The following is a 15,698-nucleotide window of genomic DNA, read 5'->3' on the forward strand; positions in this document are numbered from 1 at the left end:
GGCCCTTGGTTTTCCTGCCGAGAACGGTCGGCCGGGTGTACATGACAGAAGATTTCCAGCCGCCATAGGGGTCCAATGTAGGGGTACTGGGGCCATTGGCGCTCTGCTAGACATGGGGACAACGGAACGCGTGTACGGAAGCGGCGAAAGAGTTCGACCAATCGAACCTGCGTGCTGCGTCCGGACCGGAACACGGAGTTTTCATTCCCTTGATCGACAAGCAGAATGCCGACAGCTGGATCCGCCGCTATCATGCCGCGGACGAAAGCCCGATCCGACTGGTCTGCCTGCCGCACGCCGGTGGATCCGCCTCCTTCTACTTCCCCATGTCCCAGGCGCTGACCCCGGCGGTGGACGTCCTCTGCGTGCAGTACCCCGGACGCCAGGATCGCCGGCACGAGCCCGGGATTACCGACATCGGCGTCTACGCCGACACCCTGACCAGCGCAATCGAGCCGTGGCTGGATCGGCCGCTGGCACTGTTCGGCCACAGTATGGGCGCCGTCCTCGCCTTCGAGGTGACACGCCGACTGGAACGCGACCACGGCGTCAAGCCCGTCCGGATATTCGCCTCGGGCCGACGCTCACCGTCGAGTTTCCGCCAGGAAACCGTCCATCTTCGCGACGACGACGGCATTGTGGCCGAAATGCGGGAACTCAGCGGAACCGACGCCGCGATTCTCGGCAACGAGGAGATCCTCCGCATGGTGCTCCCCGCGATTCGGAGCGACTACACCGCGATCGAGAACTACCGGGCCGCACCCCAGGACACGGTGAACACCCCGATCACCGTGCTGACCGGTGACTCCGACCCCCGGACCAGCCGGGAGGAAGCCGAAGCCTGGGAAGGACACACCCACGGCGGATTTGACATCCACCGTTTCCCTGGCGGCCATTTCTTCCTCGCCCGGCAACAGGCGCAGATCTTGAAGATCGTTTCTGAGGAGCTCGCAGCGGCTGCCCGGAAGGGCTGAGCTGCGCGCCGGGGCGGCCGCACGACCAACGGCCGGCCCGACAGCGAGCAGACGAGACGGGTCCCGAGGCCGGGCCGGACCGCCCTCCGTCCACCGGAGCGAGCCGACCCCGCCCGGACACCCGCCCAGTGGGGCGCGAGGAGGCGCGGCGCAGTGCAGTGCACGTCAGGTCCAGACAGTGTGGGGGAAGGAAACACAGTGGTGGGAAGGCTGGTCGAGCGCGAGAAGCAGTGGGAGACGCTGAACGACCTGCTCGGCAGCGCCCGCCGCGGCCGCGGACGCGTCGCCGTCATCAGCGGGCCCATCGCCGGCGGCAAGACGACGCTGCTGGCTCGCTTCACCGAAGAGGCCATCTCCCAAGGCGCGTTAATCCTGGAGGCCGCCGGATCCCGCGCCGAGCGCTACTTGCCCTTCGGCATCCTGCGCCGCATCCTCGACAGCGCCGCGCCGCTCGACCCCGCGGTGCACGCCGAGGCCACCGCACTGCTCGACGGCCTGGGAGGCCAGGCGATGGACACCGGCGACGCCAGGGGCGCGGTCGAGGCCGGCATGCGGGTCCTGCCCCACGTATGCGCCTCGCTCCTGCGGATCGCCCGGGACCGCACCGTCGTCATCGCCGTCGACGACGTCCACCACGGCGACGAACTCTCCCGCGCCTTCCTGCTGTGCCTGGCACGGCGGGTCCGCCAGGCAGGCGTCCTGATCGTCCTCACCGAGGCCGTCCGGCTGCGACCGGCCCAACTCGCCTTCCACGCCGAACTGCAGCGCCAGCCCAACTGCACAAGCATCAGACTGCCGCTGCTCAGCGCGGACGGCACCGGACGCGTCCTGTCCGACCACTTCTCCACCGGCGCCGCCCAGCGGCTGTCCGCCGAATGCCAGGAGGCCACCGGCGGGAACCCGCTGCTTGTCAAGGCCCTGCTGGAGGACGGCCTGGCGGTCCTGGGCGACAGCGAGCCGTTCCAGCCGCTCGCCCCCGCCGAGACCTTCGAACGCGCCGTGCTGGACTGCCTCCACCGCGGCGACCCCGAGATGCTGGCCGTCGCCCGCGGGATCGCCGTCCTCGGCGACGACTGCCCGCCCGGCCTCCTCAGCCGAGTCATCGACGTCCACGCCAAGGCCGTCGAACTGGCCGTCCAGGACCTCAACCGGTGCGGGATCCTGCGCGACGGCGCCTTCCGCGAGGCCGCGACCCGGGCCGCGGTGCTGGCCGCGGCCCCGCCCGGGGCGCTGACCACGCTCCACCAGCGCGCCGCCGGACTGCTGCACCAGGAAGGTGCGGCCTCCCTCGACGTCGCCCGCCACCTCCTCGCCGCGCGTAAGCAGGTGGAGGACTGGGCGATCCCCGTCCTGCAGGAGGCCGCCGAGTATGCCCTCGTCGAGGACGACCCCCAACTCGCCCTGAGATGCGGGGAACTGGCCGTCGAGTCATGCGCCGAGGGCCCCCGCCGCACCGCTCTGAAGTCCCGTCTGGTGAGCATCGTCTGGCGCAGTAGCCCGGTCGCCGCCGAAAGCCATCTGCGCCAGCTCTCCCGGGAGTTCACCGCCGGGGTGCTCACCGACCGCGATCTCCTCCACGCCGTGACCTGCCTGGCGTGGATGGGGGAGGCCCGGCAGGCGGGCGAAGCCGTACGCCGCCTGCAGGCCGCGGCCGAGAAGGCACGGGACGCCGGACAGCCCTTCGCCTACGACCCCGGAACCCTCGCCGCCGCGCAGAGCTGGCTCTCCCTGGTCAGCCCCCCGGTCCGGGAGATGTTCACCAACGCCGGGCCCTCGTACACCGCCCAGCCGGGCGTCCCGCGTGCGACGGCCGCCACGCCGGCGGGCGGCCCGGGCGCCGCCCCCTACGACATGCCCGACGATGCCCACGTCCCCGCCGTCCAGGCCATGCGGACCGCGCTGCGCGGCGGCCAGGGCGAAGCGGCCGTCGCCGAGGCCACCCGGGTGCTCCAGCGGTACCACCTCAGCGACCGCACCCTCACCCCCCTTGTCCTCGCCCTGCTGGCCCTCGTCTACGCAGGCCGCCTCGATCTCGCGCTCACCTGGACCGACCGGCTGCTCGGCGAATGTTCCGCCCGCAACGCGCCCACCTGGCAGGCGGCCCTCGGCGTGCTCAGGGCCGTGGCCTCCCTCCGGCAGGGTGACCTGCCGGGCGCGGCCGCCCAGGCCCGCCGGGCCATGTCCCTGATATCCGTGCAGTGCTGGGGGGTGGGCATCGCGCTGCCGCTGTCCGTCCTCATCGAGGCCGAGACCCAGATGGGCAACCTCGAGGAGGCGATGAACCTGCTCGAACAGCCGGTGCCCGAGATGATGCTGGAGACGCAGATCGGACTCCACTACCTCCGGGCCCGGGGGCGCTGCCACCTCGCCACCGGCCGCTACCACGCCGCCCTGCGCGACTTCCTCGACTGCGGGGAGCTCATGCAGGCCTGGGGCATGGACGCCGCGGAGCCGGCGCCGTGGCGGCTGGACGCCGCCGAGGCCTGGCTGGCCATCGGCAACGTGCCGCGAGCCCGCGAGTACGTCGAGCAGCAGAAACAGCATGAGGCGGGCCCGGCCGGCAGCCGGCCGCGCGGAGCCCTGCTCCTCGCGCTCGCCCGCACCAGCGGTGACCTCACGTACCGACTGAAGCGCCTCACCGAGGCCGTGGAGGCCCTGGAGCAGGGCGAGGACCGGCTCCAACTGTCCAAGGCACTCGGCGAACTGGGCAGTGGTTACCGTGCTGCCGGGGATTTCAACCGGGCCCGTATGCTCGTACGCAAGGCCTGGCACGTGGCCAAGTCCTGCGGGGCGCAGCCGCTGTGCCAGGAGTTCTCGCCGGGGCAGGGGGACGTCGAGCCCGCCGTGGCCGGGCGTGAGGCGGAACCGCTCCGCGAGGCCGAGGTGCTGTCCGAGGCCGAGGCACGGGTGGCCCTCCTCGCCGCCCGCGGTCACACCAACCGGGAGATCGCCACCAAGCTGTACGTAACCGTCTCGACGGTCGAGCAGCACCTGACCAGGATCTACCGCAAGCTGCAGGTCAAGCGGCGCCGGGACCTGCCCGCCCGGCTGTGGGACCTGAGCCTGCCGGGCATCGCCTGAGGCGTGGGCCGGCGTCGGCGCCGACCCCCCGGACGTCCTGGGGCCCGGGTGCCAGGGGCTGAGGTCGACCAGCGCAGGGGGCCGGGGGCGGAGGCCATGGCCCGACACCAGGGATCGGACGCCAGGGCCCACGGACGTCAGGGTTCCGGACGGCCAGGGGGACGTGGACGCTGGGGCGTGGACGGCCCGTGGGCCGCGGATGTCGGGGTTTCGGATGTCCGGGCCAGCGTGCCGGGGGCTGGGCGGTCCATTGCCCGGGCGGTCCATGGCGCGGACGGTCCAGGGCCCGAGGGTGTCGGGGTTCTGGACGGCCCGTGGTCGTGGATGCTGGGGCGTAGACGCCCATGGCCCGCGGAAGTCGGGGTCGGATGTCCGGGCCAGGATGCCGGGGCCTGGGCGATCCAGGGCCCGGACGGCCTGTTGCCCGCGGACGCCGGGCTTCAGGCGACCCGGGCCGGACGCCGGCAACCCAGACGTCCCGAGCCCCTTCACGGGGCGCCCGGCGCCCGTCAGGGCAGCAGCCCCCGCTCCAGAGCCGTGATCACCGCCGCCGTGCGGTCCGACACCGACAGCTTCTTGAACGACCGCAGCAGATGGGTCTTCACCGTCGCCTCGCTGATGAACAGCCGGCGTCCGATGTCCGCGTTGGTCAGCCCCTGCCTGACCAGTTGCAGCACCTCGCACTCCCGCTCGGACAGCACCGGAGCCTCCGGCACCCGGGCCCGGAACAGCTTCGGCGCCAGCGACGGCGTCAGCACCGTCTCACCGCGCGCCGCGGCCTTCACGGCATGCACGAGCTCCTCGCGGGAACTGCCCTTGAGCAAGTAGCCCGCCGCGCCGGCCTCCACCGCGCGCAGGATGTCGGCGTCGTCCTCGTACGTGGTCACGATGACCACCTTGGTCCGCGGCGAATCCCGCAGGATGTGCCCGGTCGCGGCGACCCCGTCCATCGCGCCCATCCGCAGGTCGAGCAGGACGATGTCCGGCCTCAGCCGGGCGGCCTGCAACACCGCTTCCTCACCGGACCCGGCCTGCCCCACGACCCGGATGCCCTCGTCCAGCTCCAGCATGGCGCACAGGCCCTCCCGGACCACCGGGTGGTCGTCGGCGAGCAGCACCCCGATCGGCTCGCGCTCACCCATCGGCCGACTCCTGAGCCACCGGGCCCAGCGGCACCAACACCTCGACGACCGTGCCCGCGCCCGGGCTGCTGTTGACCTGTGTCATTCCGCCGATCTCCTCCACCCGCGCGCGCATCCCGCGCAGCCCGAAACCGTTCCGCTCGCCGTCCGGCTCGCGGTCCCGCACGTCGTCCCGCCCATGGCCCTGACCGTCATCCGCCCGGAAGCCCGCACCGTCGTCACGGACCACGAGCCGTACCGCGTCCGGCGTGTACGCCACCAGCACCTCCACCCTACGGGCGCCCCGAGCGTGCTTGCGCACGTTGGCGAACGCCTCCTGCGCCGACCGCAACAGCACCACGCTGACCGCCATCGGCAGCGGCTGCTCCTCGCCCCGGGCCGTGCACCGCACCGTCAGCCCCGTCTCCTCCATCAGCAGGTCGGCCTGCCGGCGCACGGCCAGCACCAGCGAGCTCTCCCGGAGCGCCGGCGGGGTGAGCGCCGAGACGAAACCGCGGGCCTCGTCCAGGCTGTCCTTGGCGACCCGCCCGGCCAGCCCGAGCCGTGTGCGGGCCCGGTCCGGGTTGTCCACCACCTCCGACTCGGCGGCCTGCACCAGGCTGATGATGCTGGTCAGGCTCTGCGCCAGGGTGTCGTGGATCTCCCGGGCCAGCCGCTCCCGCTCGGCCGAGACACCGGCCTGACGGGACAGCCGGGCCTCACGCTCCTGGCTGCGCCGCAACTCCTCGATCAGTTCGGCCCGGTCGGTGCTCTGCTGCACCACCCGCTTGATCCACTGGCCGAGCAGGACCGACAGGGCGATCCCCAGCAGCGAGGTCGGCAGCACCGAGAGGATGTGGGGATCGAACGCCCCGCCCCGCAGCCACACCACCGTCACCGGCCACAGATTGGCCAGGACGACCAGCACGATCGCGGGAGGCGTCGACAGGCTCATCATGAGCATGGGAACCACCGCGAACAGCGCGAAGGAGCCCGCGAGATCGAGCGTGCTGGAGAAGGCGAACAGCAGGAAGAGCCCGACGCAGAAGACGTTGTTCCGCCGGCCCGTCGTCCGGTCGATCATCGGCCTCCGGCCGAGCCCCGCGTACCAGGGCACGATCAGTGTCAGCGCACCGATGGCGAAGGCGCGGTGGACCTGACTCTCGTCGGAGGTGAACAGCAGCACGACGGTGACGACGTAGGAGATGGCGAAGTAGCCGTCCCACAGACCGAACCAGCGGCTCCCCGAGTCGGGGCGGTGGATCGCGGCCGTCCGCGCGATCTCCCCCTGAGTGTTTATGGACACGCCACCAGTCCTACCACGTGGTTCTCCGGTGTCCATCGATCGGTTGACAGCCGATCCCACCCATCGGTCGTCCCCCGGGCCGGGCCGCCCCGCCTACGTTGGACACAGCGGAAGGAGAACCGCGGCAAAGGACTCTGACGAACTTTCGGAAGGGACGGGTTCGGCCACGTGGGGCAGTTCACAACGGCACTCATCACCAGCGGATCGATCCTTGCCGTCATCCTCGTGACCGATGCCGGCAACCGGCGCATCACCGCCGTGAGGATCGCCGGCCCCACACTGGTGGCCGTCCTCGTCATCGGCGCCTGCGTACACTCCTTTCCGACAGCCGGCAACGACATGTCGCTGCACCTCGCCGGCATCGGTGTAGGTGTGATCTGCGGTCTCGTCGCGGGCTCGCTGCTCTCCGCCCACCGGGACGGTGCGGGGGACATCCGCAGCACCGCCGGACTCGGCTACGCGACGGTGTGGGTCTTCCTCTGCGCCGTTCAGATCCTCTTCGCCTACGGCTGCGAGCACTGGTTCGGCACGCGCATCACCCGGTTCACCACCGACTACCAACTCAGCGGCAGCGAGACACTCGTGGCCTCTCTCGCCCTGACGTCGCTGTCGACGGTTGCGGCCCGCTCGGCCGTCCTGCTGTCCCGGCTGCGCGCCGTACGGGCCGCGACGGCTCCGGCCGGCCATCGGAGCCGGCAGTGGACGGCCGCCGACGGACACCGCACTGAGGACTCCGAGCACCGGACCGACGGTGAGCGGAGAGTGAACTGACCGTAATGCAGTACGAGTTGACCGGCGATGGTTCGACAATGTTCAGGAATTAGGGTGAAGGCAGTGCTACACAACCATGAATTGAGGCTCCGTCCGCCTCGCAACCGCGTGGAGAGCCGTGCGATCGGCTGGTGGACGCTCCAGGCGTCCGTGTTCGCCCTGCCGCTTCCGCTCGTGTTCGGCGTGCTCTACCTCTGCATCCCGCCCGCGCGAACGGTGTTCGGCTGGCTCTTCCTCGCCGCGCTCGTCCCCGGACTCCTCTACATGGCCGTGATGCCCGTCTGGCGCTACCGGGTGCACCGCTGGGAGATGACGGAGGACGCCGTCTACGCCGCCTCGGGGTGGCTCTGGCAGCAGTGGCGAGTGGTCCCGCTGTCCCGCATCCAGACCGTGGACATGCTGCGCGGCCCGCTCCAGCAGATGTTCGGGCTCTCCGGGATCACCGTCACCAGCGCCTCCTCCGCCGGCGCCGTGAAGATCAAGGGGCTGGACCACCGCGCCGCCACCGAACTCGTGGAGCACCTGACCAGGTCCACCCAGGCCGTACCGGGAGACGCCACATGACACCGGACACCGCGGTACGCAGCCCGGCCGACTCCCCGGACGAGTCGTGGGGACGGCTCGACCGCCGTCTGATACTGGTCAACCTGAGCGTATTGGCGGCGCCACTGGCCACGTTCGCCGCCACCTCCGTGCTCACCGGCGGCGAGCTCAACCTCCAGGCCCTGATCACGCTTGCCTCGTTCCTCATCACCTGTCTCGTCATCGCCGGCATCAGCCTCATGCGGCTCGCCACCACCCGCTACCGCGTCACCGACGACCGGGTGGAGATCCACAAAGGACTCCTGTTCCGCAGCCAGCGTTCGGTGCCCGTCGACCGCATCCGCAGTGTGGACCTGACCGCGAACCCCCTCCACCGGATCTTCGGCCTCACCTCCCTGAAGGTCGGCACCGGCGACCAGGGCGACGGGGGCCTGTCCCTGGACGGCCTCGGCGTCCGCGACGCCGCCGCACTCCACCGGCAGCTGACCGAACTCCGGCAGGCCCGCCAGGGCCTGCGACCCGTCGGCTCCGACACCGACACCACCGTCGCCGAACTCGACTGGGCGTGGCTGCGGTACGCGCCGCTGACCGTCTGGGGCGTCGGCGGTGTGTTCATCGCCGTCGGCAGCGCCTACCGCACGCTGCACGAGATGAAGATCGACCCCCTGGAACTCGGCATCGTCAAGGACGTCCAGGCCCGCTTCGGATCCGTACCGCTCTGGTACGGCATCCTGGTGACCGTCGCCGTCATCGTCCTGATCGGTGTCCTCGGATCGACCGCCACCTTCATCGAGGGCTGGGGCGGCTACCGCCTCGACCGTGACGAACCGGGCATGCTCCGCGTCCGCCGTGGCCTGCTCGTCACCCGCTCCGTCAGCATCGAGGAACAGCGGCTGCGCGGCGTCCAGCTGGCCGAACCCCTGCTGCTGCGCTGGGCCGGAGGAGCCCGCCTGAAGGCCGTCGCGAGCGGCCTCGGCGACGAGGACGAGAACAGCAGCCGCAGCCGTCTCACCCCGCCGGTGCCGCTCCCCCTGGCCCGCAGGATCGCCGCCGACGTCCTCGGTGAGACCGTCTCCCCGACGACCGCGGCGGTGCTCGCGACGCACCCCCGGGCCGCCCTGCGGCGCAGGATCAACCGCGCCCTCATGTGCGCGGCCCTGGTGGCCGCGCTTCTCATCGGCTTCGGCCTGTGGCTCACGCCGGTGCTGGTGCACACCGGCTGGATCACCGCCGCGGCCCTGCTGCTCACCGGCGTGGCCTTCGCCTACGACGCCTACCGCAGTCTCGGCCACGCCGTCCACGGCCGCTACCTGGTCACCCGGTCGGGCACCTTCAACCGCCGTACCGTCGCACTCCAGAGGGACGGGATCATCGGCTGGTCCATCACCCGCTCGTACTTCCAGCGCCGGGCCGGCCTGCTCACTCTGGGAGCCGCCACGGCCGCGGGCAACGGCGTCTACAAGGTCCGCGACGTCTCGGTCCCGGAGGGCCTCGCCTGCGCCGAGGAGGCGGTACCCGGGCTGCTCGCCCCGTTCATCGAAAAACGGCCGCCACGCCACTGACCCCCGTCGACCAACTGGCGTACCCCCGGGAGGCGGAGGGGCGGTCCTTGACGACCGCTCCTCCGCCTCTGTCCACGCCCCCGCCATCACGCCTCATCCCTCCGCATCCCTTTCCGTCCGGCCACCGCGCCTCGTCCCCTCCGCCTCCCCCCTGCCTCCCTCCGCTGAGGGCCCCGCCCCACCCTTCGCCTTGAGGGGCTGGTAGGGGATGTGACCGGACGTGAGCGGAACTAGCGTCTGGGCGGACAGGCGCGCCCGTCGGGCGTCAAGGCCCCTGGACGTGTCCGAACACCGTGGCCCCCGTCACGCGGGGCGGGGGAGCCGCACGCATCGAGCCGTCAGGAAGCGCCGCGAGACTGAGGAGCATCGCATGTGCGGCATAGCCGGCTGGATCGCCTACGAACGGGATCTGACCCAGGAGACCAGCACCCTCGACCGCATGGTCCGGACCCTGACGGGGCGGGGGCCCGACGCCGGAGGGACGTGGGTCGAAGGCCCCGCCGCCCTCGGTCACCGCAGGCTCGCCGTGATCGACCTGGCGGGCGGCGTCCAGCCGATGCAGGCCGCCACACCCGACGGCCGCGTCGCGCTGACCTACAGCGGCGAGGTGTACAACTTCACCGAACTGCGCGAGGAGTTGCGGGGACGCGGCCACCACTTCCGGACCTCCAGCGACACCGAAGTCGTACTCAACGCCTACCTGGAGTGGGGCGAGGCGATGGCGCCCCGGCTCAACGGCATGTACGCCTTCGCAGTCTGGGACGCCCGTGTCCGGAAGCTGGTCATGATCCGTGACCGGATGGGCATCAAGCCGCTCTTCTACCACCCCACCGCCGACGGCGTGCTCTTCGCCTCCGAACCCAAGGCGATCTTCGCCAACCCCCTGGCCAGGCCGATGGTCAGCGCCCGCGGCCTGCGGGAGTTCATCGCCTTCAACCGCCCGCCCGGCGAGACCATCTGGGACGGCGTGCTGGAGGTGGTGCCGGGCACCGTCGTCACCGTCGACCAGGGCGGCCTCCGCAGCCACACCTACTGGCGGCTGGAAAGCCGCGAGCACACCGAAGACCTCGACACCACGGTCGAACGGGTCCGGGAGATCCTCGACGACACCGTCGGCCGCCAGCTCGTCGCCGACGTACCCACCTGCGTCCTGCTGTCCGGCGGCCTCGACTCCAGTGCCATCACCGGGCTCGCCGCCGAACGCCGCGCAACCGAGGGCAGGCCGCTGCACACCTTCGCCGTCGATTTCACCGGGGAGTCCACCAACTTCGTACCGACCCACGTGCACGGCAGCCGCGACGCCGACTTCGCCGGCGAGATGGCCCGCCACGCAGGCTCCGAGCACACCGACATCGTGCTCAGCCCGACCTCCCTCGCCGACCCCGAGGTACGCCGCCAGGTCGTCATCGCCCGGGACAGCCCGGCCGGGCTCGGCGACATGGACGTATCCCTCTACCTGCTCTTCAAGGCCATCCGCGAACGGTCCACCGTCGCACTGTCCGGCGAGGCCGCCGACGAGGTCTTCGGCGGTTACGGATGGCTGCACAACCCCGTGGTACAGGAAGGGGACACCTTCCCCTGGATCACCGCGGGCATGATCGGGGCCACCCCCAACACCCAGCCCGCCGAAATGTACAACCTGGACACGCTGATCGCGCTCAACCCGCTGGAGGCCCTCGCCGACAACTATGCGGCCGCCGTCGCCGAGATCGGCCGCATCGACTCCGAGAGCCCGCACGAGCAGCGCATGCGCGAACTGTCCTACCTGCACCTGACCCGCTTCCTGCGGATGATGCTGGACCGCAAGGACCGCATGAGCATGGCCGTGGGCCTCGAGGTCCGCGTGCCGTTCTGCGACCACCGTCTCGTGGAGTACGTCTACAACACGCCCTGGTCGATGAAGACCTACGACGGCCGGGAGAAGAGCCTGCTGCGCGGCGCCACGAAGAGCCTTCTGCCGCAGTCCGTGATCGAGCGGGTCAAGAGCCCCTACCCGGTCATCCAGGACTGGCGCTACGCCGAGGCGCTCCAGCAGCACGCCAAGGACCTGCTCGGCGAGGACGGCCCCGTCTTCCAGATCGTCAGCCGGGACTGGCTCGCCGGAACGGTGGGCGCGGCCCCCGAGAGCCTGACCCCGGCCGCCCGAAACGGCCTGGAGCGGGCCCTGGACACCGCGATCTGGCTGGACGTCTACCGGCCCGAGATCCGTATGTAGGACCGACAGCCGGACGCTGCTGCGGGCCGGCTGGGGTCACCCCGCCGGCCCGCACCTCGTTCTTCTCCCGACAGCGGACAACAACCCACGGAATTCTTGCAATTGCCCATACTCCGAGGGCATGATGATTCGGTCGCACTCGCATATTCGCGCACTTTCCATGGAGTCACCCCACAGGGGTCCATAGGGGATTGTTAGGGGTTTCTGCGGCGCCGCTCCCGTGCCAGGGTCATATCCGGTCTTAGGTTTCTCTGCACGGAGTGATGGAGCGCGCGATGTTGAACGAGTCCCAGGATTTCGCAGCCGAAATCGACGGCGCCCCCGAGGCCGGCGGAACCCAGGACGTCAGCAGCGGCGACGGCCCGGAAGAGTGGCGCGAGCGCCTGGCCGACCTGACCGAAAGCGAACAGCACACCGCACTGCGCGACTGGGTCTCCTCACTGGTGACCGCCGCCCTGCGCGACACCGCACCCGCCGTCCTCGACCCCCACCGCTCCTTCCTCGACCTCGGCTTCGACTCCCTCGCCGCCGTCGACCTGCACGCCCGGCTCGTCGCCGGCACCGGGCTGCGTCTGCCCGTCACCCTGGCCTTCGACCACCCCACCCCCGCCCACCTCGCTCGCCGGATCCACGCCCTGCTCCTGGGCCGGACCGCTCCCGACGAGGCACCCGTCACCCCCGCCGTCAGCAGCGACGAACCGATCGCCATCGTCGGCATCGGCTGCCGATTCCCCGGCGATGTGCATTCCCCCGAAGCGCTCTGGGACCTCGTCGCCGCCGGCACCGACGCCATTTCCGCATTCCCCACCGGACGCGGCTGGAACCTCGACTCGCTCTACGACCCGGACCCCGACCGGGCCGGCACCACCTATGCCCGCGAAGGCGGATTCCTCCACGACGCCGATCAATTCGACGCCGCATTCTTCGGAATATCCCCGCGCGAAGCGCTCGCCATGGACCCCCAGCAGCGCCTTCTCCTGGAAACCTCCTGGGAGGCGTTCGACCGGGCCGGCGTCGACCCCACCGGACTCAGGGGCGGCCGGGTCGGCGTATTCGTCGGCGCCGAAACCCAGGAATACGGCCCCCGGCTGGAGGATGCCACCGACGGGTTCGAGGGATACCTCGTCACGGGCAACGCCGCGAGCGTCGCCTCCGGCCGGATCGCCTACACCTTCGGCTTCGAAGGGCCCACGGTCACCGTCGACACGGCCTGCTCCTCCTCGCTCGCCGCCCTGCACCTCGCCGTCCAGGCCCTGCGCAGCGGTGAGTGCTCCCTCGCGCTCGCCGGCGGCGCCGCCGTCATGGCGAGCCCCGGCTCGTTCATCTCCTTCAGCCGCCAGCGCGGCCTGGCCCCCGACGGCCGCTGCAAGCCCTTCGCGGCCGCCGCCGACGGAACGGCGTGGGGCGAAGGCGTCGGCATGCTGTTGGTGGAACGCCTCTCCGATGCCCGCGCCAACGGCCACCACATCCTGGCCGTCGTCCGTGGCACCGCCATCAACCAGGACGGCGCCAGCAACGGCCTGACCGCGCCCAGCGGCCCCGCACAGCAACGTGTCATCCGCCAGGCACTGGCCAACTCCGGCCTGACGTCGGCCGACGTCGACGCCGTCGAGGCCCACGGCACCGGCACGACCCTGGGCGACCCGATAGAGGCGCAGGCGCTGCTGGCGACGTACGGGCAGCACCGTCCGGCGGACCGGCCGCTGTGGCTGGGCTCCCTCAAGTCGAACATCGGTCACACCCAGGCCGCGGCCGGAGTCGCAGGCGTCATCAAGATGGTCATGGCCATGCGCCACGGGATGCTGCCCAGGACCCTGCACATCGACGAGCCGACCCCGCACGTCGACTGGGAGGCCGGAGCTGTCTCGCTCCTGACCGATGCCGTGGACTGGCCCACGTCGCACACCCCGCGCCGGGCGGGCATCTCCTCCTTCGGCATGAGCGGCACCAATGCCCACGCCATCATCGAGGAGCCGCCGGCCGAGGACCGCGAGGAGGCGGCTGCCGGCCAGCCGTCCGATCAGGAGCCGGGGCAGGCGGGCGGCCGGGACACGGGGCTCGCGGCCGGACACAAGCCGGGGCGCGCGGCTGGTGAAGAAGCAGGGCACGCAGCCGGTCAGGAATCAGCGCACGTGGGCGGTCGGGAATCGGCGCACGCGGCCGGTCCGCTGCCGTGGGCAGTTTCCGCCAGGACGCCCGAAGCCCTGCGGGCCACAGCACGGCGTCTCAGCGCCTGGGTCGACACCCACCCTGACGCCACCTCCCTCGACATCGGCCACTCCCTCACAGCCACCCGCGGCCAATTCGAACAGCGGGCCGTCGTCCTCGGCGACGACCTCACCGCCCTCCAGCGCGGCCTGAACGCCCTCGCCGACGGAACCGACGCACCCGCCGTCGTCCATGCCGAACCCACGGCAGGACGCCTCGCCGTCCTGTTCACCGGGCAGGGGAGCCAGCGGTTGGGCATGGGCCGCGAACTGTACGAGACCCACCCCGTGTTCGCCGACGCCCTCGACGACGCCTGCTGGTACCTGGACGAGCAGCTCGAACACCCGCTGCTCGACGTCCTGTTCGCCGAGGAGGACAGCCCCGCGGCCGCCCTTCTGCACCAGACCGCCTACACCCAGCCCGCGCTGTTCGCCGTCGAGGTGGCGCTGTACCGACTGGTCGAATCGTGGGGACTGCGGCCGGCATTCGTCGCCGGTCACTCCGTGGGCGAGATCGCAGCCGCGCACGTGGCGGGAGTCTTCTCCCTCGAGGACGCGTGCACGCTCGTCGCTGCGCGCGGTCGTCTGATGCAGGCGCTGCCGGCCGGTGGTGTGATGATCGCGGTGCAGGCTACGGAGGACGAGGTCCTGCCGCTGCTGACCGAAGACGTCAGCATCGCGGCGGTCAACGGTCCGCAATCGGTCGTGGTCGCCGGTGACGAGGACGCGGCGGGCGTGATCGCCGAGTTTTTCGAGGCGCAGGGCCGGAAGACCAAGCGACTGACCGTCAGCCACGCATTCCACTCGCCGCACATGGACGGCATGCTGGACGAGTTCCGCCGGGTGACGCAGGTCTTCGACTACGGCACGCCCACCCTCCCCGTGGTCTCCCTCCTCACCGGGACCACGGCCACCGCCGCCGAGCTGACCACCCCTGAACACTGGGTCCGGCACGTGCGCGAGGCCGTGCGGTTCCTCGACGGCGTGCGCACCCTCCAGGCGCGCGGCGCCGACTCCTTCCTGGAGCTCGGCCCCGACCCCGTCCTCACGGCCGCGGCACAGGACTGCCTGGTCACCGAACCGCAGGACACCACGGGCTGCGCCTTCGCCGCCGCGCTGCGTACCGGCCGCCCTGAGACGGCCACCCTGCTCGACGCCGTCGCCCGCATGTTCGTGCGGGGTGCAGAGGTGGACTGGTCCGCCTTCTTCGCCGGTACGGGTGCCGCGCGGGTGGAGCTGCCGACGTATGCCTTCCAGCGGCAGCGGTACTGGATGAACGCACGCACGCCCACCGCCGAGTCGGCCACGGCGCCCGCGCACCGGACCGATCCGGCCGACGACCAGTTCTGGGAGGCCGTCGAACACCAGGACGTGGCCGCACTCGCAGCCACGCTCGAACTCGACGCGGACGGCGAGCAGCCGCTGAGCGAGGTCGTCCCCGCGCTGTCGGCGTGGCGCCGCCGAGTCCGGACCCAGTCCGAGGTGGGCGGCTGGCGCTACCGGGTGTCGTGGAAGCCGCTGACGGACGGCGCGACCGGATCCGGCCCCGGCTTCGGGTCCGATGTGCGGTTGTCGGGGTCGTGGCTGGTGGTGTCGCCTGCGGAGGGCGTGGATGACACGGCCGTGGTGGGTGCGTTGGCGGGGCGTGGTGCTGAGGTCCGTCGGTTGGCTGTCTCGGCCGGTACGGATCGTGCCGGTCTGGCGGGGTTGCTGTCCGGCGCGGGGTCCGTTGCCGGTGTGGTGTCGTTGCTTGCGCTGGATGAGGCTGCGGGTGTGGTTGCGTCGGCTGGTCTGGTGCAGGCGTTGGGTGATGCCGGGGTGGGGGCGCCGCTGTGGTGTGTGACGCGTGGTGCTGTGAGTGTGGGGCGTTCGGATCGGCTGGTGTCGGCGGTGCAGGCTCAGGTGTGGGGTCTGGGTC

General features: G+C 71.2%; 9 protein-coding genes. 7 read left to right on the plus strand and 2 right to left on the minus strand.

Annotation, left to right across the window (positions count from 1 at the left end):
* Positions 1–209: 209 nt before the first annotated feature.
* Together ACZ4Z5_RS29405 and ACZ4Z5_RS29410 are read left to right on the plus strand one after the other, a co-directional pair.
* Positions 210–974 carry a thioesterase II family protein gene (locus ACZ4Z5_RS29405; RefSeq protein WP_468268284.1) on the plus strand — a complete coding sequence of 255 codons (765 nt, stop codon included), beginning with the start codon at positions 210–212 and terminating at the stop codon, positions 972–974.
* 201 nt (positions 975–1,175) lie between these two features.
* Positions 1,176–4,055 (plus strand): helix-turn-helix transcriptional regulator, encoded by a 2,880-nt coding sequence (locus ACZ4Z5_RS29410; RefSeq protein WP_468268287.1) that lies wholly within the window; start codon positions 1,176–1,178, stop codon positions 4,053–4,055.
* A 509-nt stretch (positions 4,056–4,564) separates the two neighbouring features.
* Here ACZ4Z5_RS29410 and ACZ4Z5_RS29415 read toward each other — a convergent pair.
* The gene (locus ACZ4Z5_RS29415) at positions 4,565–5,197 is read right to left on the minus strand and encodes a response regulator (protein WP_468268290.1); all 633 of its coding nucleotides are present in this window, start codon (positions 5,195–5,197) and stop codon (positions 4,565–4,567) included.
* The gene (locus ACZ4Z5_RS29420; RefSeq protein WP_468268293.1) at positions 5,190–6,482 is read right to left on the minus strand and encodes a sensor histidine kinase; all 1,293 of its coding nucleotides are present in this window, start codon (positions 6,480–6,482) and stop codon (positions 5,190–5,192) included. Before ACZ4Z5_RS29420 ends, ACZ4Z5_RS29415 begins: the two co-directional genes overlap by 8 nt.
* Positions 6,483–6,650: 168 nt before the next feature.
* Here ACZ4Z5_RS29420 and ACZ4Z5_RS29425 point away from each other — a divergent pair, with 168 nt between their 5' ends.
* The 5 genes from ACZ4Z5_RS29425 to ACZ4Z5_RS29445 all read left to right on the plus strand — a co-directional run.
* Complete coding sequence (locus tag ACZ4Z5_RS29425) at positions 6,651–7,253, plus strand: hypothetical protein (RefSeq protein ID WP_468268296.1); 603 nt, start codon at positions 6,651–6,653, stop codon at positions 7,251–7,253.
* Positions 7,254–7,316: 63 nt separating this feature from the next.
* Positions 7,317–7,817, plus strand: a complete 501-nt coding sequence (locus ACZ4Z5_RS29430) for a PH domain-containing protein (protein WP_468268311.1) — start codon at positions 7,317–7,319, stop codon at positions 7,815–7,817.
* Positions 7,814–9,358 carry a PH domain-containing protein gene (locus ACZ4Z5_RS29435; protein WP_468268299.1) on the plus strand — a complete coding sequence of 515 codons (1,545 nt, stop codon included), beginning with the start codon at positions 7,814–7,816 and terminating at the stop codon, positions 9,356–9,358. Before ACZ4Z5_RS29430 ends, ACZ4Z5_RS29435 begins: the two co-directional genes overlap by 4 nt.
* Positions 9,359–9,728: 370 nt before the next feature.
* The gene (asnB, locus tag ACZ4Z5_RS29440) at positions 9,729–11,573 is read left to right on the plus strand and encodes an asparagine synthase (glutamine-hydrolyzing) (RefSeq protein WP_468268302.1); all 1,845 of its coding nucleotides are present in this window, start codon (positions 9,729–9,731) and stop codon (positions 11,571–11,573) included.
* A gap of 443 nt (positions 11,574–12,016) precedes the next feature.
* Positions 12,017–15,698 (plus strand): type I polyketide synthase (locus ACZ4Z5_RS29445; protein WP_468268314.1); only part of this gene is annotated, 3,682 nt, incomplete at its 3' end.

The sequence above is a fragment of the Streptomyces sp. NPDC030222 genome (assembly GCF_055573115.1).

Coding starts and splice junctions, on each gene's coding strand:
- asnB (WP_468268302.1), top strand. CDS start 9,729: ATGTGCGGCATAGCCGGCTGGATCGCCTACGAACGGGATCTGACCCAG.
- ACZ4Z5_RS29435 (WP_468268299.1), top strand. CDS start 7,814: ATGACACCGGACACCGCGGTACGCAGCCCGGCCGACTCCCCGGACGAG.
- ACZ4Z5_RS29415 (WP_468268290.1), bottom strand. CDS start 5,197: ATGGGTGAGCGCGAGCCGATCGGGGTGCTGCTCGCCGACGACCACCCG.